Annotated in this window: 19 protein-coding genes; 10 read left to right on the top strand and 9 right to left on the bottom strand. The window is 72.4% G+C overall.

The window, feature by feature from the left end; genetic code table 11:
* Window positions 1-28 precede the first annotated feature (28 nt).
* Window positions 29-2,110 (top strand): HelD family protein, encoded by a 2,082-nt coding sequence (locus tag ACFVYL_RS09800; protein ID WP_389714199.1) that lies wholly within the window; start codon window positions 29-31, stop codon window positions 2,108-2,110.
* On the opposite strand, the gene ACFVYL_RS09795 is transcribed toward ACFVYL_RS09800, so the two are convergent.
* The 3 genes from ACFVYL_RS09795 to ACFVYL_RS09785 form a co-directional block, all read right to left on the bottom strand.
* A complete protein-coding gene (locus tag ACFVYL_RS09795) occupies window positions 2,107-2,706 on the bottom strand; it encodes a DUF2165 domain-containing protein (protein ID WP_389714197.1) in 600 nt (199 codons plus the stop codon). The genes ACFVYL_RS09800 and ACFVYL_RS09795 overlap by 4 nt on opposite strands.
* A 50-nt stretch (window positions 2,707-2,756) precedes the next feature.
* The gene (locus ACFVYL_RS09790) at window positions 2,757-3,446 is read right to left on the bottom strand and encodes a copper homeostasis protein CutC (protein ID WP_389714196.1); all 690 of its coding nucleotides are present in this window, start codon (window positions 3,444-3,446) and stop codon (window positions 2,757-2,759) included.
* 138 nt (window positions 3,447-3,584) lie between these two features.
* A complete protein-coding gene (locus ACFVYL_RS09785; protein ID WP_389714194.1) occupies window positions 3,585-5,909 on the bottom strand; it encodes a heavy metal translocating P-type ATPase in 2,325 nt (774 codons plus the stop codon).
* Window positions 5,910-6,137: 228 nt separating this feature from the next.
* Between ACFVYL_RS09785 and ACFVYL_RS09780 the strand changes: the two genes are divergently transcribed.
* On the top strand, window positions 6,138-6,323 hold the full coding sequence (locus ACFVYL_RS09780) for a hypothetical protein (protein ID WP_389714192.1): 186 nt from the start codon (window positions 6,138-6,140) through the stop codon (window positions 6,321-6,323).
* 37 nt (window positions 6,324-6,360) lie between these two features.
* On the opposite strand, the gene ACFVYL_RS09775 is transcribed toward ACFVYL_RS09780, so the two are convergent.
* Both ACFVYL_RS09775 and ACFVYL_RS09770 read right to left on the bottom strand, forming a co-directional pair.
* Entirely contained in the window at window positions 6,361-7,053 is a 693-nt protein-coding gene (locus ACFVYL_RS09775; protein WP_389714191.1) for a CatB-related O-acetyltransferase, read from the bottom strand.
* 16 nt (window positions 7,054-7,069) lie between these two features.
* Complete coding sequence (locus ACFVYL_RS09770; RefSeq protein ID WP_389714189.1) at window positions 7,070-7,744, bottom strand: maleylpyruvate isomerase family mycothiol-dependent enzyme; 675 nt, start codon at window positions 7,742-7,744, stop codon at window positions 7,070-7,072.
* Between the two features lie 116 nt (window positions 7,745-7,860).
* Here ACFVYL_RS09770 and ACFVYL_RS09765 point away from each other — a divergent pair, with 116 nt between their 5' ends.
* The 3 genes from ACFVYL_RS09765 to ACFVYL_RS09755 all read left to right on the top strand — a co-directional run bounded on the left by ACFVYL_RS09765 (window position 7,861) and on the right by ACFVYL_RS09755 (window position 11,075).
* Window positions 7,861-8,532, top strand: a complete 672-nt coding sequence (locus ACFVYL_RS09765) for a hypothetical protein (RefSeq protein WP_389714187.1) — start codon at window positions 7,861-7,863, stop codon at window positions 8,530-8,532.
* 43 nt (window positions 8,533-8,575) lie between these two features.
* Window positions 8,576-9,652, top strand: a complete 1,077-nt coding sequence (locus ACFVYL_RS09760; RefSeq protein ID WP_389714185.1) for a GNAT family N-acetyltransferase — start codon at window positions 8,576-8,578, stop codon at window positions 9,650-9,652.
* Between the two features lie 187 nt (window positions 9,653-9,839).
* Window positions 9,840-11,075 (top strand): Cmx/CmrA family chloramphenicol efflux MFS transporter, encoded by a 1,236-nt coding sequence (locus ACFVYL_RS09755; RefSeq protein WP_389714366.1) that lies wholly within the window; start codon window positions 9,840-9,842, stop codon window positions 11,073-11,075.
* A 172-nt stretch (window positions 11,076-11,247) separates the two neighbouring features.
* On the opposite strand, the gene ACFVYL_RS09750 is transcribed toward ACFVYL_RS09755, so the two are convergent.
* Entirely contained in the window at window positions 11,248-11,520 is a 273-nt protein-coding gene (locus tag ACFVYL_RS09750; protein ID WP_389714184.1) for a DUF4031 domain-containing protein, read from the bottom strand.
* Window positions 11,517-11,876 carry a hypothetical protein gene (locus ACFVYL_RS09745; RefSeq protein ID WP_389714182.1) on the bottom strand — a complete coding sequence of 120 codons (360 nt, stop codon included), beginning with the start codon at window positions 11,874-11,876 and terminating at the stop codon, window positions 11,517-11,519. The genes ACFVYL_RS09750 and ACFVYL_RS09745 overlap by 4 nt, the downstream gene beginning before the upstream one ends.
* A 134-nt stretch (window positions 11,877-12,010) precedes the next feature.
* Here ACFVYL_RS09745 and ACFVYL_RS09740 point away from each other — a divergent pair, with 134 nt between their 5' ends.
* From ACFVYL_RS09740 to ACFVYL_RS09730, 3 genes are all read left to right on the top strand, one after another.
* The gene (locus tag ACFVYL_RS09740) at window positions 12,011-12,943 is read left to right on the top strand and encodes a MurR/RpiR family transcriptional regulator (RefSeq protein WP_389714181.1); all 933 of its coding nucleotides are present in this window, start codon (window positions 12,011-12,013) and stop codon (window positions 12,941-12,943) included.
* 67 nt (window positions 12,944-13,010) lie between these two features.
* Window positions 13,011-13,991, top strand: coding sequence for an N-acetylmuramic acid 6-phosphate etherase (gene murQ, locus ACFVYL_RS09735; RefSeq protein ID WP_389714179.1), 981 nt, complete (start codon window positions 13,011-13,013; stop codon window positions 13,989-13,991).
* A gap of 79 nt (window positions 13,992-14,070) precedes the next feature.
* The gene (locus ACFVYL_RS09730; protein ID WP_389714178.1) at window positions 14,071-14,739 is read left to right on the top strand and encodes a class I SAM-dependent methyltransferase; all 669 of its coding nucleotides are present in this window, start codon (window positions 14,071-14,073) and stop codon (window positions 14,737-14,739) included.
* Window positions 14,740-14,837: 98 nt separating this feature from the next.
* Here the strand turns inward: ACFVYL_RS09730 and ACFVYL_RS09725 are convergent, their stop codons facing one another.
* Together ACFVYL_RS09725 and ACFVYL_RS09720 are read right to left on the bottom strand one after the other, a co-directional pair.
* Window positions 14,838-15,062, bottom strand: coding sequence for a hypothetical protein (locus ACFVYL_RS09725; RefSeq protein WP_389714176.1), 225 nt, complete (start codon window positions 15,060-15,062; stop codon window positions 14,838-14,840).
* Window positions 15,059-15,286, bottom strand: a complete 228-nt coding sequence (locus tag ACFVYL_RS09720) for a hypothetical protein (RefSeq protein WP_389714175.1) — start codon at window positions 15,284-15,286, stop codon at window positions 15,059-15,061. The genes ACFVYL_RS09725 and ACFVYL_RS09720 overlap by 4 nt, the downstream gene beginning before the upstream one ends.
* A 97-nt stretch (window positions 15,287-15,383) precedes the next feature.
* Here ACFVYL_RS09720 and ACFVYL_RS09715 point away from each other — a divergent pair, with 97 nt between their 5' ends.
* Entirely contained in the window at window positions 15,384-16,223 is an 840-nt protein-coding gene (locus ACFVYL_RS09715) for a helix-turn-helix domain-containing protein (RefSeq protein ID WP_389714364.1), read from the top strand.
* Entirely contained in the window at window positions 16,207-16,491 is a 285-nt protein-coding gene (locus ACFVYL_RS09710; protein ID WP_389714173.1) for a DUF397 domain-containing protein, read from the top strand. Before ACFVYL_RS09715 ends, ACFVYL_RS09710 begins: the two co-directional genes overlap by 17 nt.
* Window positions 16,492-17,550 lie beyond the last annotated feature (1,059 nt).

The following is a 17,550-nucleotide window of genomic DNA, read 5'->3' as shown; positions in this document are numbered from 1 at the left end:
ACACCGCTGAACGGCCGGAGGCACTCCCGTGGACCCGCTCGACCCCTTCGCCCCTCTCGTCCCCCTCGACCCTCTCGACTCCGAAGGGCCCCTGGCCAGAGAGCGCGCGCACCTCGCCGCGTCCCGGGCCGCCCTGCGCGCCATGCGTGAGGACGCCGAGGCCCTCGACATCCGGGACGTCACCGCGAACTGGGTGAACGCCGCGGTTCTGGAGCGGCAGCTCGACGAGCGCATCAAGTCCCTCGCCGACCTCGCCCACACCCCCCTCTTCTTCGGGCGGCTCGACTACCTGCACGCGCCCGGCGCCGAGCAGGCGGAGGGCGCGGAGGGCGAGCAGTTCTACATCGGGCGGCGGCACGTGCACGACGCCGACGGGGACCCGATGGTCATCGACTGGCGGGCGCCGGTCTCCCAGCCGTTCTACCGGGCCTCGAAGAAGGACCCGATGGACATCATGCTGCGCCGTCGCTTCGGCTACACGGGCGGCGGACTCACCGCGTACGAGGACGAGCACCTCAGCGACGCGACGGAGGCGGAGCAGACCAGCAAGCTCCTGCAGCAGGAGATCGAGCGGCCGCGTGTCGGGCCGATGCGGGACATCGTCGCCACCATCCAGCCGGAGCAGGACGAGATCGTCCGCAGCGGGCTGAGCGGGAGCGTGTGCGTGCAGGGCGGGCCGGGGACCGGCAAGACCGCGGTCGGCCTGCACCGGGTCGCCTATCTGCTGTACGCGCACCGGGAGCGGCTCGCCCGCACCGGCACGCTCGTCATCGGCCCGAACTCCTCCTTCCTGCACTACATCGAGCAGGTCCTGCCCGCGCTCGGCGAGCTGGAGGTCAAGCAGGCCACCGTCGACGACCTCGTCGCCCACGTGGAGGTGCGCGGCACCGACGACGCGGCGGCCGCCCTCGTCAAGGGCGACGCCCGCATGGCCGAGGTGCTGCGCAAGGCGGTGCGCTCGCACGTCACGCTGCCCACCGAGCCCGTCGTGGTCGTCCGCGGATCGCGCAGGTGGCGCATCCCCGCGTACGAACTGGCGGAGATCGTGCAGGAGTTGCTCGCGCGGGACATCCGGTACGGCGCCGCGCGGGACGCCCTGCCGCAGCGCATCGCCCATGCCGTGCTGGTCCGCATGGAGCAGTCGGGCGAGGCCCCGGACGACCGGGTGCAGGACGCCGTCGCCCGCAACGCGGCGGTCAAGGCGGCCGTGAAGGCGGTGTGGCCGCCCGTCGAGCCCGCGAAGCTCGTGCTGCGGCTGCTGTCCGACGCCGGTTTCCTCGCCGCGCACGCGGCGGGGATCCTGAGCGAGGAGGAGCAGCGGACCATCCTGTGGGCGAAGCCGCCGCGGAGCGTGAAGACGGCCAAGTGGTCGGCCGCGGACGCCGTGCTGATCGACGAGACGACCGATCTCGTCTCGCGCACGCACTCGCTGGGGCACGTCGTCCTCGACGAGGCGCAGGACCTCTCACCCATGCAGTACCGCGCGGTGGGGCGGCGCTGCACGACCGGTTCGGCGACCGTCCTCGGCGATCTCGCGCAGGGCACCACCCCGTGGGCGACCCGGAGTTGGGCCGAGGCTCTGGGGCATCTGGGCAAGGGCGGTGCGGTCGTGGAGGAGCTGACGGCCGGTTTCCGTGTGCCGCGCGAGGTCATCGCGTACGCGTCCCGGCTGCTGCCGGACATCGCGCCGGGCCTCGCGGCGGTCGACTCGGTGCGCGAGTCGCCCGGCTCGCTCGCGGTGCGCCGCACGGACGATCTCGACGCGGCCTGCCTGGACGCCTGTGCGGAGTCACTGCGGCAGGAGGGTTCGGTCGGCCTGATCGCGGCGGACGCCCGTATTCCGGCGCTCGCCGCGGCGCTGGGCGCGGCCGGCCTCACGTATCTCTCGCCCGGCGAGGAGACGACGCCGGACACCCGGCTCACGCTGGTGCCCGCGTCCCTCGCCAAGGGCCTTGAGTACGACTATGTGGTCCTCGACGAGCCGGCCGCCGTCGTCGACGGCGAGCCCGACGAGCGGACGGGTCTGCGCCGGCTCTACGTGGCGCTGACCCGTGCCGTGTCGGGGCTGATCGTCGTGCACGCGGCCGAACTGCCCGCGCAGCTCGGCTAGCCGCCTTCTCCGGGACCGTCCGCCGTGGTGGAGACCGGCGCCGCCGCGGCGGACGGCAGGTGCGTGACGACGAGGACGATGCCCGCGAGCGTCACGATGCGGATGGCGGCGTCCAGGCCGTTCCAGGCCTCCGACTGCCACATGGCGAACCATTCGCCGCCGATGCCGATGAATCCGACCCCGAAGAGGAAGAGAATCATCAACAGGCCGATGGTTCCGGCCTGCTGGGCCCGGAGCTGGATGTGGGGGCGGGACAGGCCCTGGGGGCGGCGCAGCGCTCGGGCCCACAGGACCGTCGCCGCGCCGAGTATCAGGGCGGCCAGGGTCTCCCAGGCGATGATCCCGACGTAGGCCGCGTCCTGCAGGGCGGTGGAGTCCACCGCGCGCCATCTCAGTCCGTTGTCCTTGAACGTGGTGTCCATCGACAGGACGTGGCGTACGAACTGCTGGTTGGTGCCGAAGTCGGTGATGTTCCCGAACGCGACGAGTGCGATGTGGAGCGCGACGGTCCCGGTGAGCAGCAGCGCTGCGACGGGCAGCGTCCCGGCTGCGAGGATGCGCTCCGCGGGACGCGGTTGATGTGCTGGTGTCGGCATGAGGTCCCCTCCGTGTCGACCCAGTTCTATCGCGTCCCGCGGAGAAATGATCAACTGTCGAGGGCGGCCCGCCACTGGGCGACGGCCGCGGCGGAGACCGGGGCGGACCAGCCGTCGGGGCGGGCGGCCCCGCCGATGTGGAACGCGTCGACGCCCGCTTCCCGCAGCCGGGGCAGGTGGTCCAGGCGCAGGCCGCCGCCGATGAGGAGCTGCGGTTCGTACCCCGGTTCGCCGCGCCGTGCCGCCTCGGCGACCAGGGTGGGCAGGCCGTCGTCGACACCGGCCGCGGAGCCCGCGGTGAGGTAGGTGTCCAGGCCCGGCAGGTCCGCGAGCTGCTTGCGCAGGGCGTCGCGGTCGGCGGCGCGGTCGATGGCCCGGTGGAAGGTCCAGCGGCAGCCGTCGAGTGCGCCGGCCAGTGTCTCGACCGCGGCCAGGTCGGGGCCGCCGGACTCGTCGAGGAAGCCGAGCACGAACTCGTCGGCGCCCTCGCCGCGGAGCTCGTGGGCGCGGCGCACCAGTTCGTCGACGTCACCCGCGGCGAAGCCGTCGGCGAGCCTGAGCATCACGCGCAGCGGGATGTCGACGCAGGAGCGGATCCCGGCGAAGGTCTCGCGGGACGGGGTGAGGCCGTCCGCGGCCATGTCGGTCACCAGCTCTAGGCGGTCCGCTCCGCCTGCCTGGGCGGCGACGGCGTCCTCGGCGTCGAGGGCGATCACCTCCAGGACTGCACGCTTGCTCATGGATGTCTCTTCCTTCTGGTCGCGATACCAGTCACACAGGTCTAGTCCAATTACCAGCCTACGCGCAGAACACCCCGGCGCGAGCCGAGACGCTCGCACCGGGGTGGGGGAAAGGCGGGGGAGAACACGTCGGGCCAGTCAGGCCAGCGGCTTGAACCCCCGCAGCCGCAGGCTGTTGCCGACCACGAAGACCGAGGAGAAGGCCATCGCCGCGCCCGCGATCATCGGATTGAGCAGACCGGCCGCGGCCAGCGGCAGGGCGCCCACGTTGTAGGCGAAGGCCCAGAACAGGTTCGACCTGATCGTGCCGAGGGTGCGGCGGGAGAGCCGGATCGCGTCCGCCGCGGCGCGCAGGTCGCCCCGTACGAGCGTCAGGTCGCCCGCCTCGATCGCGGCGTCCGTGCCCGTGCCCATCGCCAGGCCCAGGTCGGCCCGGGCCAGCGCCGCCGCGTCGTTGACACCGTCGCCGACCATGGCCACGACGCGCCCCTCGGCCTGCAGCCGCTTGACCACGTCGACCTTGTCCTGGGGCATGACCTCGGCGATCACGTTCTCGGGGGCGATGCCGACCTCGGCGGCCACCGACGCGGCGACAGCCTTGTTGTCGCCGGTCAGCAGGATGGGCGTCAGGCCGAGCGCGCGCAGCCGTTCGATGGCCTCGGCACTGGTGTCCTTGACCGCGTCGGCGACCTCCAGGACCGCGCGGGCCTCGCCGTCCCAGGCGACCGCGACGGCCGTACGCCCTGCCGCCTCGGCCGCCGCCTTCGCGCGCTCAAGGTCGACGGGCAGGCGCATCGCCCACTCGGCGAGGAGCCGCTCGCGGCCGACCAGGACCGCGTGGCCCTCGACGATGCCCTGGACGCCGAGGCCCGCGACGTTGGCGAAGTCCTCGGGGACGGGCAGCTCGCCCACCTCTGCGGCGGCGCCGGCGGCGACGGCCTGCGCGATGGGGTGCTCCGAGGAGTGCTCCAGGGCGCCGGCCAGGCGCAGGACGTCGGAGACGGAGGTGCCCGGCGTGGTGTGGGTGGCGAGCAGCGTCATCCTGCCGGTGGTGACGGTGCCGGTCTTGTCCAGGACGACGGTGTCGGCCTTGCGGGTGTTCTCCAGGACCTCCGGGCCCTTGATGAGGATGCCGAGCTGGGCGCCGCGGCCGGTGCCGACCATGAGGGCGGTCGGGGTGGCGAGGCCCAGGGCGCACGGGCAGGCGATGATCAGTACGGCGACCGCGGCGGTGAAGGCGGCGGTCAGTCCGGCGCCGTTGCCGAGCCAGAAGCCGAGGGTGGCGAGCGCGAGGCCGATGACGACCGGCACGAACACCGCGGAGATCCGGTCGGCGAGGCGCTGGGCGGCGGCCTTGCCGTTCTGCGCGTCCTCGACGAGCTTGGCCATGCGGGCGAGCTGGGTGTCGGCGCCGACGCGGGTGGCCTCGACGACGAGGCGTCCGCCGGCGTTGAGGGTGGCGCCGGTGACCGGGTCGCCCTCCGCGACCTCGACGGGCACGGACTCGCCGGTGAGCAGGGCGGCGTCCACGGCCGAGGAGCCCTCGACGACCCTGCCGTCCGTGGCGATCTTCTCGCCGGGCCGCACGAGGAAACGGTCGCCGACCGCCAGCTCCCCTACGGGTACGGTCTCTTCGCGCCCGCCCTCCCGCAGCACGGTGACGTCCTTCGCGCCGAGCTGGAGCAGCGCCCTGAGCGCGGCGCCCGCCTTCCTCTTGGAGCGGGCCTCGAAGTACCGCCCGGCGAGGATGAAGGCGGTGACACCGGCCGCGGCCTCCAGGTAGATGTTCCCCGCGCCGTCGCTCCTGGCGATGGTCAGCTCGAAGGGGTGGGTCATGCCGGGCGTGCCCGCGGTGCCGAAGAACAGCGCCCACAGCGACCAGAGGAACGCCGCCGACGTACCGACCGAGATCAGGGTGTCCATGGTGGCCGCGCCGTGCCGGGCGTTGGTGAACGCGGCCTTGTGGAAGGGCCAGGCCGCGTACGTGACGACGGGCGCGGCCAGCGTGAGCGACAGCCACTGCCAGTACTCGAACTGCAGGGCCGGGGCCATCGCCATCGCGATCACCGGCACGGAGAGCAGGACGGCGGCGGTCAGCCGCTGGCGCAGCGGCCGCAGTTCATCGCTTTCGGGCGGTTCCTCGCCGCCGCCCCCGCCCCTGCCCCCGCCCCCGGCGTCCGGCGCGGCACGCACGGGGGCGGGCTCCCGGGCGGTGTACCCGGTGGCCTCGACCGTGGCGATCAGGTCCCCCACCGAGACGTCCTCGCCGCGGTAGCTGACCTTGGCCTTCTCGGTGGCGTAGTTGACGGTCGCCTCGACGCCGTCCATGCGGTTGAGCTTCTTCTCGATACGGGCCGCGCAGGACGCGCAGGTCATGCCGCCGATGGCGAGCTCGACCTCTGCGGCGGGCGCGGTTCCGGGGGCGGTTCCCGGGGCGCCGGGAGTGGTGGTGGGCGCGGCCATGGGGCACTCCTGTACGGAAGATCTCCGATACCCGGGGCAGGTATCGCTGACGAGATCCATATATACCCCCAGGGGGTATCAACCGCAACCCTCGGAGCCGACTTGGGCAATCGACTTGACTTCATACCCCCGGGGGGTATGTTCGGAAGCCATTGGGACCACTACTCGGGCCCCCGGAGAACCCTCGGGAACCCCCGGGGACCACCCGGAATCACTCAAGGAGCCGTCATGAACACCGGCCTGAAGATCGCCGCATTCGCCACCGCCGTCGCCGCGGCCTTCGGCACCGCGTACGGGGTGGGCAAGAACATCGACCCCGTCACGGACAAGCCGCCGGCCGTCCGGCACAGCGAACACAGCACACACGGCGGCGGGCACCCGGCCCCCGCCACACCCGACGGCCACCGGCACTGACCGGTGGCCACATCGGATGTACGAGGATTCCCGGAGGTCAGTCCCCCTCCGGGGCCCCCTCGCCGGTGGGCGCGGCCGCCGCCAACTCGTCGACGCTGCCCGACATGACGGCCCGGATGTGCTGCGTCAGATGCTCGACGGGCCAGTCCCACCAGGCGAGTTCGAGCAGCCGGGCGACGTCCTCGTCGCCGAAGCGGCGCCGGATCAGCTTCGCCGGGTTGCCGCCGACGATGCCGTAGTCCGGCACGTCGTCGACGACGACGGCGCCCGACGCGATGACGGCGCCGTGCCCGATGCGGACGCCCGGCATGACGGTCGAGCGGTAGCCGAACCAGACGTCATTGCCGACGACGGTGTCACCGCGCCCCGGCAACCCGCTGATCAGGTCGAAGTGGTCGCTCCAGGACCCGCCCATGATCGGGAAGGGGAACGTCGAAGGACCGTCCATCCGGTGGTTGGCGCCGTTCATGATGAACCGCACGCCCTCGCCAAGGGCACAGAACTTCCCGATGACCAGCCGCTCGGGCCCGTAGTGGTAGAGCACGTTGCGCGTCTCGAAGGCGGTCGGGTCATCGGGGTCGTCGTAGTACGAGAAGTCCCCCACCTCGATCAGCGGCGAGGTCACGAGCGGCTTGAGCAGCACCACGCGCGGCTGGCCGGGCATCGGATGGACCACGTCGGGATCGGCGGGTACGAGGCGTCCGGCGGAGGCAGCGGGTTCTGATGACATCCCCCCATGATCCACGTCACCCGAACAATGCCAACTCCTTTTCCGCGGCGCCCGCGAGCTCGTACCGCGTACCCGTCAGCGGCCGTCCCGTGCAGAGCCTGACCAGGGTCGGCGCGTCGCCGATGTAGCGGGCCGGCGGCCGCTTGCCGTCGGGGGCGCCGAGGACCAGGGGCTCGTCCCTGCCGTCGAGGTCCGCGTGCAGGGGCGGCGCGGCGGCGGCATGGTCCGACCTGCTGAACCATCCGAGCAGGGCCAGCGCGTCCACCAGGCCGTCCCCGCCGTACGCACCCGGCTCTCCCCACGCCTCCCGGATGTCTCCGGCGTGCACCCACTCCCCCAGCGCCACGCCGTCGAGCCGCCCCTTGGCCGCGAGGAGCGCGGGACCGGCCTCCGTCATGCCGCGCTCCAGCTCGTCCACCACGCGAGAGTTCGACCAGTCGGCGCGCTCGGCGATGTCGCGGTCGTTGGCCTCCGGGCTGTAGACACCCTCCTCGAACCGGCTCTCCACGACCCGCATCAGCGCGGAGCCGCAGTGCGCGAGCATGTGCCGCACGGTCCAGCCGGGACAGCAGGTGCGGATCGCGTACGCCTCGTCGGGCGCGGCCCGCAGCAGCGGGATCAGGGCGTCCCGCTCCGTACGCAGGAGGCGCGCGGCGCGTTCGGGTTCGTAGCTCTCGTCGTCATGAGTCATGGCCCGAAGCCAACCGTGCGGGACGGCGCATGGCAACGCCCCGGCCCGGGGAACCGGCCACGGCGCCCCTCACCCACGTATACCCCCACCCCGTACCCACCGGTTACAGTCGCCGCATGGCCGACCACGACGACGAGCCGCACGCCGCGCTCCGCGCCCGCTGGCACGCGACCCTGCTCCGGGCGTGCGGGGGCGCCCCCGATCCCGCCCCCGCCCCCGACCCCGCGCCCTACGCGGACCGGCTCCTGGCCCGCTGGTCCGAGCCGCAGCGCAAGTACCACACCACCGCCCACCTGGCGGCGGTCCTCGACCACCTCGACGTCCTCGCGGACCACGCCGACGACCCGGAACTCGTACGGCTGGCCGCGTGGTTCCACGACGCGGTCTACGCGCCCGACCGCTCCGAGAACGAGGAACGCTCCGCCCGCCTGGCCGAACGCGCCCTCTCCGAGGCGGGGTTGGCGCAGGCGCAGGTCGCCGAGGTCGCCCGCCTCGTCCGCCTCACCGTCACGCACGACCCCGCCGAGGACGACCACAACGGCGAGGCGCTGTGCGACGCCGACCTGGCGATCCTGGCCGCCCCCTCGGACGCCTACGCCGCCTACGCCGCCGCCGTCCGCGAGGAGTACGGCTTCGTGCCGGACGAGGCGTTCCGCCAGGGCCGGGCGGACGTGCTGCGCCAACTCCTCGCGCTGCCGCGCCTGTTCAGGACTCCGTACGGTGCGTCCCACTGGGAGGCGCCCGCCCGCGAGAACCTGGCCACGGAGCTGGCTCTGCTCGATCCCTGAAAATCCGGCGGCCGAGCGGGCTCCGCTCCCGTACCCTCTCCGCATGCTTCTCATGGGCGGGGACAGGATCGACGAGGCCGTGGCACACGCGGCGAAGGTGCTGCGCGGGGTGGCGGGCCGCGACTGGAGCGTGCCTGCGGGCGGGCTCGACTGGACCTGCCTGAAGACGGCCGAGCACATCGCGGGCGACTTCGTCGCCTACGCGGGCCAGCTGACCGGCCGGCCCGCCGACGCCTACGTTCCCTTCGGGACCGTGCTCGACGAGGGCACAGGACCCGACGGCGCGATCCGGGTGATCGAGGCGACGGGCCGCATCCTGGCGGCGGTGGTCCGCACGACGCCCCGCGGCGTGCGCGCGTACCACCCCTACCCCTGCGGCAGCGCGGACGCGGCCGGCTTCGCGGCCATGGGCGTCGCGGAGGTCCTGCTCCACACGTACGACATCGCCCGCGCGCTCGACGCCGACGCGGAGCCGCCCGCCGCCCTCTGCGAGGCTGTCCTCGCCCACCTCTTCCCGCACGTGTCGCCCGCCCCCTCCGGCGGCACCCCCTGGACGACGCTGCTCTGGGCCACGGGCCGCGGCACCCTGCCGGGCCGCCCCCGCCTCACCCGCTGGCGCTGGCACAACGCCGCCTCCCTGCCGGCCGGCCCCCTCGCCCTGCGCCAGGTGACCCCCGCGGCCGCGGCGGACCTCGCGGCGGGCGGCACGGGAGGCCTCGACTGGGTCGACGGCAGCCCCTTCGAGGGGACGCGGACGGCCGCGGAGATGGTGATGAAGGCGTACGCCGCCGGGGTGTACCGGCCCGAATGGGGCATGTACGCGCTGGTCCGCACCGCCGACGAGCTCGCCCTCGGCGGCATGGGCTTCCACGGGCCGCCCGACGACAACGGCTGCGTGGAGGTCGGCTACGACCTGGTCGAGGGGGCGCGCGGCCACGGTTACGCCAGTCAGGCGCTGCGCTCGCTCTCGCAGTGGGCCCTCGCGCAGCCCGAGGTGACCTCGCTCCTCGCCGTGGTCGACCCCGCGAACGTCGCGTCGCAGGCGGTGGCCACGAGGGCGGGCTTCACCCGCCTCCCGGATCGGGCTCCCCACCTCGCGTACGGGTTGTCCCGCGCCTGAGCCGGGGCTGGGCTCGGACAGGACCGCCGCTCCGCGGCGGATTTGCCCCACCCGCCCACCCGTTTGCCCCGCGACGTCCAGCTGGAGCAAGGGCGCCGACAACTCCCCACCAGGAATGTCAGGGCCCACCTTTACGTTTACTCCTGTTATGCCGACCTCCGTCCCCGCGCCCGGCGCCCGCACCCGTATGCCCATAGCCGTCTACATGCTCGGCCTCGCCGTCTTCGCCCTCGGTACCAGTGAGTTCATGCTCTCCGGGCTCCTCCCGCCGATCGCCGACGACATGAACGTCTCCATTCCCCGCGCGGGCCTTCTCATCTCCGCCTTCGCCATCGGCATGGTCATCGGCGCCCCGCTCCTCGCCGTGGCGACCCTGCGCCTGCCCCGCCGCACCACCCTTATCACGCTCATCACCGTCTTCGGCCTCGGCCAGGTCGCCGGTGCCCTCGCGCCCACGTACGAGATCCTCTTCGCGTCCCGCGTCGTCAGCGCGCTCGCCTGCGCCGGGTTCTGGGCGGTGGGCGCCGCCGTGGCCATCGCGATGGTGGAGTTCAACCAGCGGGCCCGCGCCATGGCCGTGATGATCGGCGGCCTCTCGATCGCGAACGTGCTCGGCGTCCCCGCGGGTGCGTTCCTCGGCGAGAACCTCGGCTGGCGCTCGGCCTTCTGGGCCGTGGGAGCCGCCTCCGCCGTCGCCCTCGTCGGCGTCCTCACCCTCATCCCCCGTATCCCGCTCCCCGCGGAGAAGCCCCGGCTGAAGAAGGAGCTGTCGATCTACGGGGACCGCCAGGTCTGGCTGTCGATCGGCGTCACGGCGCTCGCCGCGGGCGGCGTGTTCTGCGCGTTCTCGTACCTCTCCCCGCTCCTCACGGACGTGGCGGGCCTCTCCGAGGGCTGGGTCCCGAGCGTCCTCGGCCTCTTCGGCGCGGGCGCCCTCGTCGGCACGACGATCGGCGGCCGCGTTGCCGACGCCCACCTCTTCGGCGTCCTCCTGAGCGGCATCGCGGCGTCCACGGTCTTCCTGGTCGCGCTGGCCCTGTTCGCCGCGACACCCGCCGCGGCGATCACGCTCTCCTTCCTCCTCGGCCTCTCGGCGTTCTACACGGCCCCGGCCCTGAACGCCCGCATGTTCAACGTCGCTGGCGCCGCCCCCACCCTCGCGGGCGCGACGACGACGGCGGCGTTCAACCTCGGCAACACGGGTGGCCCCTGGCTGGGCGGCACGGTGATCGACCTGAAGCTCGGGTACGAGGCGACGGCGTGGGCGGGGGCGGCGATGACGTCGGTGGCGATCGTGGCGGTGACGGTCTCCCTGCGCCTGCACCGCTCGACCGCATCGCCGACCCGCCTGGTCACGGCGTCCTCCGCGGCCCCCGCCGCCGACCTGGCCGAGGACACCGCCAAAAGCCCCTCCTGGAACTAGGCCCTGTCGTCAAACTCGCGTCGTTCGCCCGGAGGGCGGCCTCGCGGCGTCTGGTGCGTGCGATCGCAAGGCGGAGGGTCATCCCGGTACTGGGCGTACCGGGATGAGCCCGACAACGCGGCGAGCGTGCGTGCCAGGCGTCGCGAGGCAGACGCGAGTTTGACGACAGGGCCTAGGGTTGCGCCGGCCGCCCCTTGGGCCTGCGCAACCCCGCCCCCGTGATCCTCCGCACCAGTTCCTTCGAGCCGATCTCCACCGCGCCCGCCCGCACCGCGTCCTCGTAGCGCTCCGACGGCACGTCGTAGTGGTCCCGCTCGAAGGCGCGGCGCGGGCAGCCGACCGATGCGGCGAACGCGTGGAGTTCCTCGAACGAGACGTCGCTGACCAGGTGGGACCACATGCGGCCGTGGCCGGGCCAGGTCGGTGGGTCTATGTAGACCGTCATGCCGTCAGACCCCCCACCGGGGCCACCACCACGCCCGCCTTGCCGCAGACCCAGTGCGGGTCGGGGCCCAACTCCGGCTCCACGTCCAGCGCGTGGGGGTCACCGGAACCGCAGACGGGGCAGAGCGGCCACCGTCCGTACCGTTCCAGGAGCGAGTCCTGGACGTCCTGCGCGACGAGCCCCGCCACGTACTCGATGCCTTCCGGCCACTGCTCGACCCACCAGCGGCGGTGCGCCACCGCCTCCTCGACCATCGAGACGACCTCCGCCTCGGCGACCTCACGGGCGACGAGGTCGGCGAGGACGAGTGCGCGGGCGGCGTGCAACGCCTGCTCCAAGGGGTCGATCGTGTCCATGCACCCCATTGTCACCCCGTGCGCGACAACCGCGAACAGGCCGCGAACAGGTACGGGCGGGGGCCGGGGGTCCCGGCCCGGTCCAGGGTGGAGGGGGTCTTGACCGGCCACCGGTCCGAAAATATCTTTCAGAGGTGACCAACAGCGTGAAGGAAATTTTCGCGGACGCCGCTCCCCCCGCCCCCGCAGCCCTCGCGGCCAAGGTGCGGACCCTGGCGCCGTCGATGACCCGCTCCCTGCAGCGCGTCGCCGAGGCCGTCGCGGGCGACCCCGCCGGCTGCGCCGCCCTCACGGTCACCGGCCTCGCCGAGCTCACCGGCACCAGCGAGGCGACGGTCGTGCGCACCGCCCGCCTCCTCGGCTATCCCGGCTACCGCGACCTGCGCCTCGCCCTCGCCGGGCTCGCCGCCCAGCAGCAGTCGGGGCGCGCGCCGGCCGTGACCGCGGACATAGCGGTCGACGACCCCCTCTCCGACGTCGTGGCTAAGCTCGCGTACGACGAGCAGCAGACCCTCGCCGACACCGCGGCCGGGCTCGACACCGTGCAGCTCGGCGCCGCCGTCGCCGCGCTCGCCACCGCCCGCCGCGTGGAGATCTACGGCGTCGCCGCCTCGGGGCTCGTCGCCCAGGACCTCGCGCAGAAGCTGCTCCGCATCGGGCACATCGCGCACGCGCACTCCGACCCGCACCTGGCCGTCACCAACGCGGTGACGCTGCGCGCCAAGGACGTGGCGATCGCGATCAGCCACTCCGGTTCGACGGGCGACGTGATCGAACCCCTCCGGGTCGCCTTCGAGCACGGCGCCACCACGATCGCCATCACCGGGCGGCCCACCGCGGCCGTCTCCCAGTACGCGGATCACATCCTGACCACGTCCACGGCCCGCGAGAGCGAGCTGAGGCCGGCCGCGATGTCGTCCCGTACGAGTCAACTCCTCGTCGTGGACTGCCTGTTCGTGGGCGTCGCGCAGCGGACGTACGAGACGGCGGCGCCCGCGCTCGCCGCGTCCTACGAGGCCCTCGCGCACCGCCACCGCCCACGCGGCGGCAACAACAGCAGCCGCTGAGTCAACCCCGGCCGTGCACCCTCGCCACCCCTCACACCGCACCGGACACGAAAGAGCCGCAGACGCCATGACCTCCACCACCGGCGCCGCCGACGCCACCCCCTCCCGGCGGGACGACGACACCTACGGCGAGCTCCGCGCCCAGCTCGCCACCCTCACCACCGAGGCGTTCCGGCCCGAGCTCTCCGAGATCGACCGGCTGCCCACGCGGGAGATCGCGCGGATCATGAACGGCGAGGACGCCACCGTCCCCGCGGCCGTCGCCGAGCAGCTCCCCGCCATCGCCGCCGCCATCGACGGCACCGCCGAGCGCATGGCCCGCGGCGGCCGCCTGATCTACGCGGGCGCGGGCACCGCCGGGCGGCTCGGCGTGCTCGACGCCTCCGAGTGCCCGCCCACCTTCAACACCGACCCGGGCGAGGTCGTCGGCCTCATCGCGGGCGGTCCGAGCGCCATGGTCACGGCGGTCGAGGGCGCGGAGGACAGCAAGGTACTCGCCGCCGAGGACCTGGACGCCCTGAACCTCACGGCGGACGACGTCGTCGTCGGCGTCTCCGCCTCGGGCCGCACCCCGTACGCGATCGGCGCCGTCGAACACGCGAGGGAACGCCACGGCGCGCTCACCATCGGCCTCTCCTGCAACGCGGACAGCGCGCTCGCGGCCGCCGCCGAGCACGGCATCGAGGTCGTCGTCGGCCCCGAGCTCCTCACCGGCTCCACCCGCCTCAAGGCGGGCACGGCCCAGAAGCTCGTCCTCAACATGCTGTCGACGATCACGATGATCCGCCTCGGCAAGACGTACGGAAACCTGATGGTGGACGTGCGCGCGTCCAACGAGAAGCTGCGCGCCCGCTCCCGCCGCATCGTCGCCCTCGCCACCGGTGCCGGGGACGACGAGATCGAGGCCGCCCTCGCCGCGACCGACGGGGAGGTGAAGAACGCCATCCTCACGATCCTCGGCCGGGTCGACGGCCCCACCGCCGCCGGCCTGCTCGCCTCCTCCGACGGCCACCTCCGCGCGGCCCTCGACAACGCCCGCACCAGCTAGGCGGATTGGAGCCCGTCCCGCCGGGCAGCGACACGGCGACACTCTGACCAACACCGCACCCCAGCCCTAAGGTTGGCGGATGCACGCACACTCCATCGACCGCCCGGCCGATCTCGACGATGTCCGCCAGTCCTACGACCGCGTTGCCGACGCCTACGTCCACCTGATGCAGACCACGGGAATGGCCGACATCCGCCGCCACCCCTGGCTCAAGGCATCGATGGACGCCTTCGCCGACAGCGTGGCCGGGCACGGACCCGTCCTCGACGTCGGCTGCGGACCCGGCCAGGTCACCGCCTACCTCGCCGAGCGCGGACTCGACGTCTCCGGCGTGGACCTCTCCCCCCGCATGATCGAGAACGCCCGCCGCCTCCACCCGCAGTGCCGCTTCAGCGTCGCCTCCGCCACCGAGCTCGACCTCGAAGAGGCGTCCCTCGGCGGCGTCCTCGGCTGGTGGTCCCTCTTCAACCTCCCCCGCGACGTCCTCCCGCAGGTCCTCGCCATGTTCACGCGCGCGCTGCGGCCGGGCGGACACTTCATCGCCGCGACACACGTCGGCGACGAGGACTTCCAGCGCACCGAGGCGTACGGGGACGTGCCCGTCCGCTGGACGACGCACAAGTGGCAGCCGGACCAGCTCACCGCCCTGATCGAGCGGGCCGGACTGCGCCCCGTCGCCGAGCTCCGGCTCCCCGCGGACGAGCAGACCGGGCCCGGCGTCGTCGTCATGGCCAAGCGGCCCGGCTGACGCCTCCGCCCGGGCGGGCGCGGGCCCGCTCCGCGTAAGAAGCGTAAGAAGAGGTCAGGTCCACCGGGCGCCATCCGGCGGACCTGACCTCTTCGGTCTCACGGCATCCGCCCCTCCCGGTTGACCTGCCTCACCCGCTCCCGCAACACCTCCACCGGCTGCGCCTCCCCCACCGACGCCGGCGGACAGTCCCACTCCCGGCCGCCCCCGATCGGCCTCAGCTGCACGAGCCCTCCCTCGCAGCCCATCACCTGACCGACACTCCCGTCCCGGAAGTCGACGGCGAACGTCCCCGTCTCCGGCACACAGGGATCCTCGTTCACCGCGCCTCCTCCAGTACCGCCGCCAGCCGCAGTGCCGTGTCGAGATTGCAGCGCCCCAACTCCACGAGCGGCAGCGCACCCTCCGTCACGCTCAGCGGGTCCACCCGCAGCGACGGCAACGTGACCCCCACGCCTGTCAGTGCCGCCTTCACCTGCCGTACGGCCTCCTCCGCCGCCCGCATCCGTTCCTCCGCCGTCAGCGCCATCGCCTCTGCCTCTCCCACCGAGTGTTGCCTTTTCCTCACCCAGCGTGTCCGAGTCTGCGTACGCTGAACAACGCAGAAAACTCAACAACCCCCCATGTTCATGGAGAAGTTGCCCATGACCCGCCCCAAAGACCTCGACCCCTCCTCCAACCCACGGGCCCTCCTCGGCGCGGAGCTGCGCCACGCCCGCGAACGGGTCGGCCTCAGCCAGGAAGCGCTGGGCACGCCGCTCTTCGTGAGCGGTTCGTTCATCGGACAGCTGGAGGCCGGTACGCGCCGCATGCACCTGGAGTACGCGCAGCACTTCGACTCCGTCCTGGAGATGGGGGGCTTCTTCGCGCGCAATTGCGGCGCCCTGGCGAAGTCCAAGTACCCCGATCACTTCGCGGAGGCGGCGGAAGCGGAGGCTGTGGCGACGACCATCAGGGAGTATGCGCCGCTGTTGATCCCCGGCATGCTGCAAACCCAGAGTTACGCGCGTGCGGTCTTCCGCGCGTACCAGCCGACGGCAACAGAAGACGTGATCGACGAGCTGGTGGTGGCCCGACTGGAACGCGCTCGCCTCCTGGACGAACCAACAACGCCATTGTTGTGGACCGTCCTTGACGAGGCTGTGCTGCGCCGACGGATCGGCGGCGGGAAAGTGATGGCTGAGGCGTTGCATCACGTAGCGACACTGGCCCGGAGGTGCCGGATCATTGTGCAGGTCCTCCCGTTCACAGCAGGGGCCCACATGTCTCTGGGCGGCACGCTGAAGCTGATGGAGTTCCCTGACGCACCCCCGCTCGCCTTCGTCGATGGACTCGGCATCGGGCGGCTGGAAGATGATCCAGCCACCGTCGCTCGGCACGCATGGACTTACGATTTGGTAGGGGCCAGCGCACTGTCACCACAAGAATCCCTGGCCCTGATCGAATCAGTGGCGGAGGATTACGCCCATGAGGACCATTCCTGAGCATGACCTGACGACGGCGACTTGGCACAAGTCCAGCTACAGCGCCGGAGACGGCGGCAACTGCGTTGAGGTCGCCCGGTGGCGCAAGTCCACGCACAGCGGCGGCAGTGGTGGCGACTGCCTCGAAGTCGCGGACGGGTACCCAGAATTCGTCCCTGTCCGTGACTCCAAGAACCTGGACGGGCCCCACCTCACCTTCCGCGCCGGGAGTTGGGCCGCATTCGTGCAGCACATCAAGCCGGGAACTTCGGTGGGCCGGGGGCGTTGACGGTTACCGGGGCCGCCCGGCTTTTTGCGAAGTGTGGCGGTTCCGGGCCGGGAGTAAAGGGCGCCCTACGGGCGTCGGCTACGCCGATTCCGCTCCGCTCCACCCTTGACTCCCGTCCCTCCACCGCACGCAGACTTTGACCCGGACGGCCAGGGGTGGGGCCGACGGGATCCTCTGCTCGGGTCATCACCTTTCGCTGCCGGGTGCGGACTGGCCCATCGTGGGCGGATGCCACGGTCGCGGCTCGGCCAGCCGCGCGGCCCAGCCGCTCGGGTCATCGGCTTTCGCGGCCGGGTGCGGATCGGTCCATCGTGGGCAGGTGCCACGGTCGGTGCGCCGGCAGGCACCCGGCCCGGACCACGGCCCCTCCACTCGGGAGGGAGAGGGTATGGGTCATCAACTTTTTGAAAGTTGCGAAGGGACCTGCCGCGCGCCCCCCGTTATGGCGGATGCGCCGGTCGCCGGGCGCCGTGCGCGGCCGCAAGTCACTGGCACCCTGGGCTCCGGGTCATCAACTTTTTGAAAGTTGCGAAGGGGTGTGCCGCGCGCCCCCGTCATGCTCAATGCGCCGTCAGTTGTGCGAGCCCGCTGGGCTAGAACCTCGTGTTGGGTGGTGTCTGCGGGGGCGTGCGGGGCGTGACCTGGGGGCGCACGGCGACACCATTCGCAACTTTCAAAAAGTTGATACCCGGTACCCCCCGGAGACGTGACTCGATGGACCGTGCGGCTGACCGAGTCGCGAACCGGGGCATCCGCCCACGATGGGCCGGTCCGCACCCGGCGATGAAGGGGGATGGCCCGAGCGGCGAGGCCGCGCGGCTGACCGAGGCGCAAACCGGGGCCCCTGCCCACGATGGGCCGGACCGCACCCGGCAGCGAAAGGTGATGACCCTCCTAGACCAGCCCGCCGCCCCACCCTGGCCGTCCGGGTCAAAGTCAACGTGCGGTGGAGGGACGGGAGTCAAGGGTGGAGCGCAGCGGAATCGGCGTAGCCGACGCCCGAAGGGCGCCCTTTACTCCCGGCCCGGAACCGCCACACTCCGCAAAAAACCGGGCGGC

It is taken from the genome of Streptomyces sp. NPDC058308 (assembly GCF_042880275.1).
Taxonomy (GTDB): Bacteria; Actinomycetota; Actinomycetes; order Streptomycetales; family Streptomycetaceae; genus Streptomyces.
This window is presented reverse-complemented; position numbering and strand designations above follow the sequence as displayed.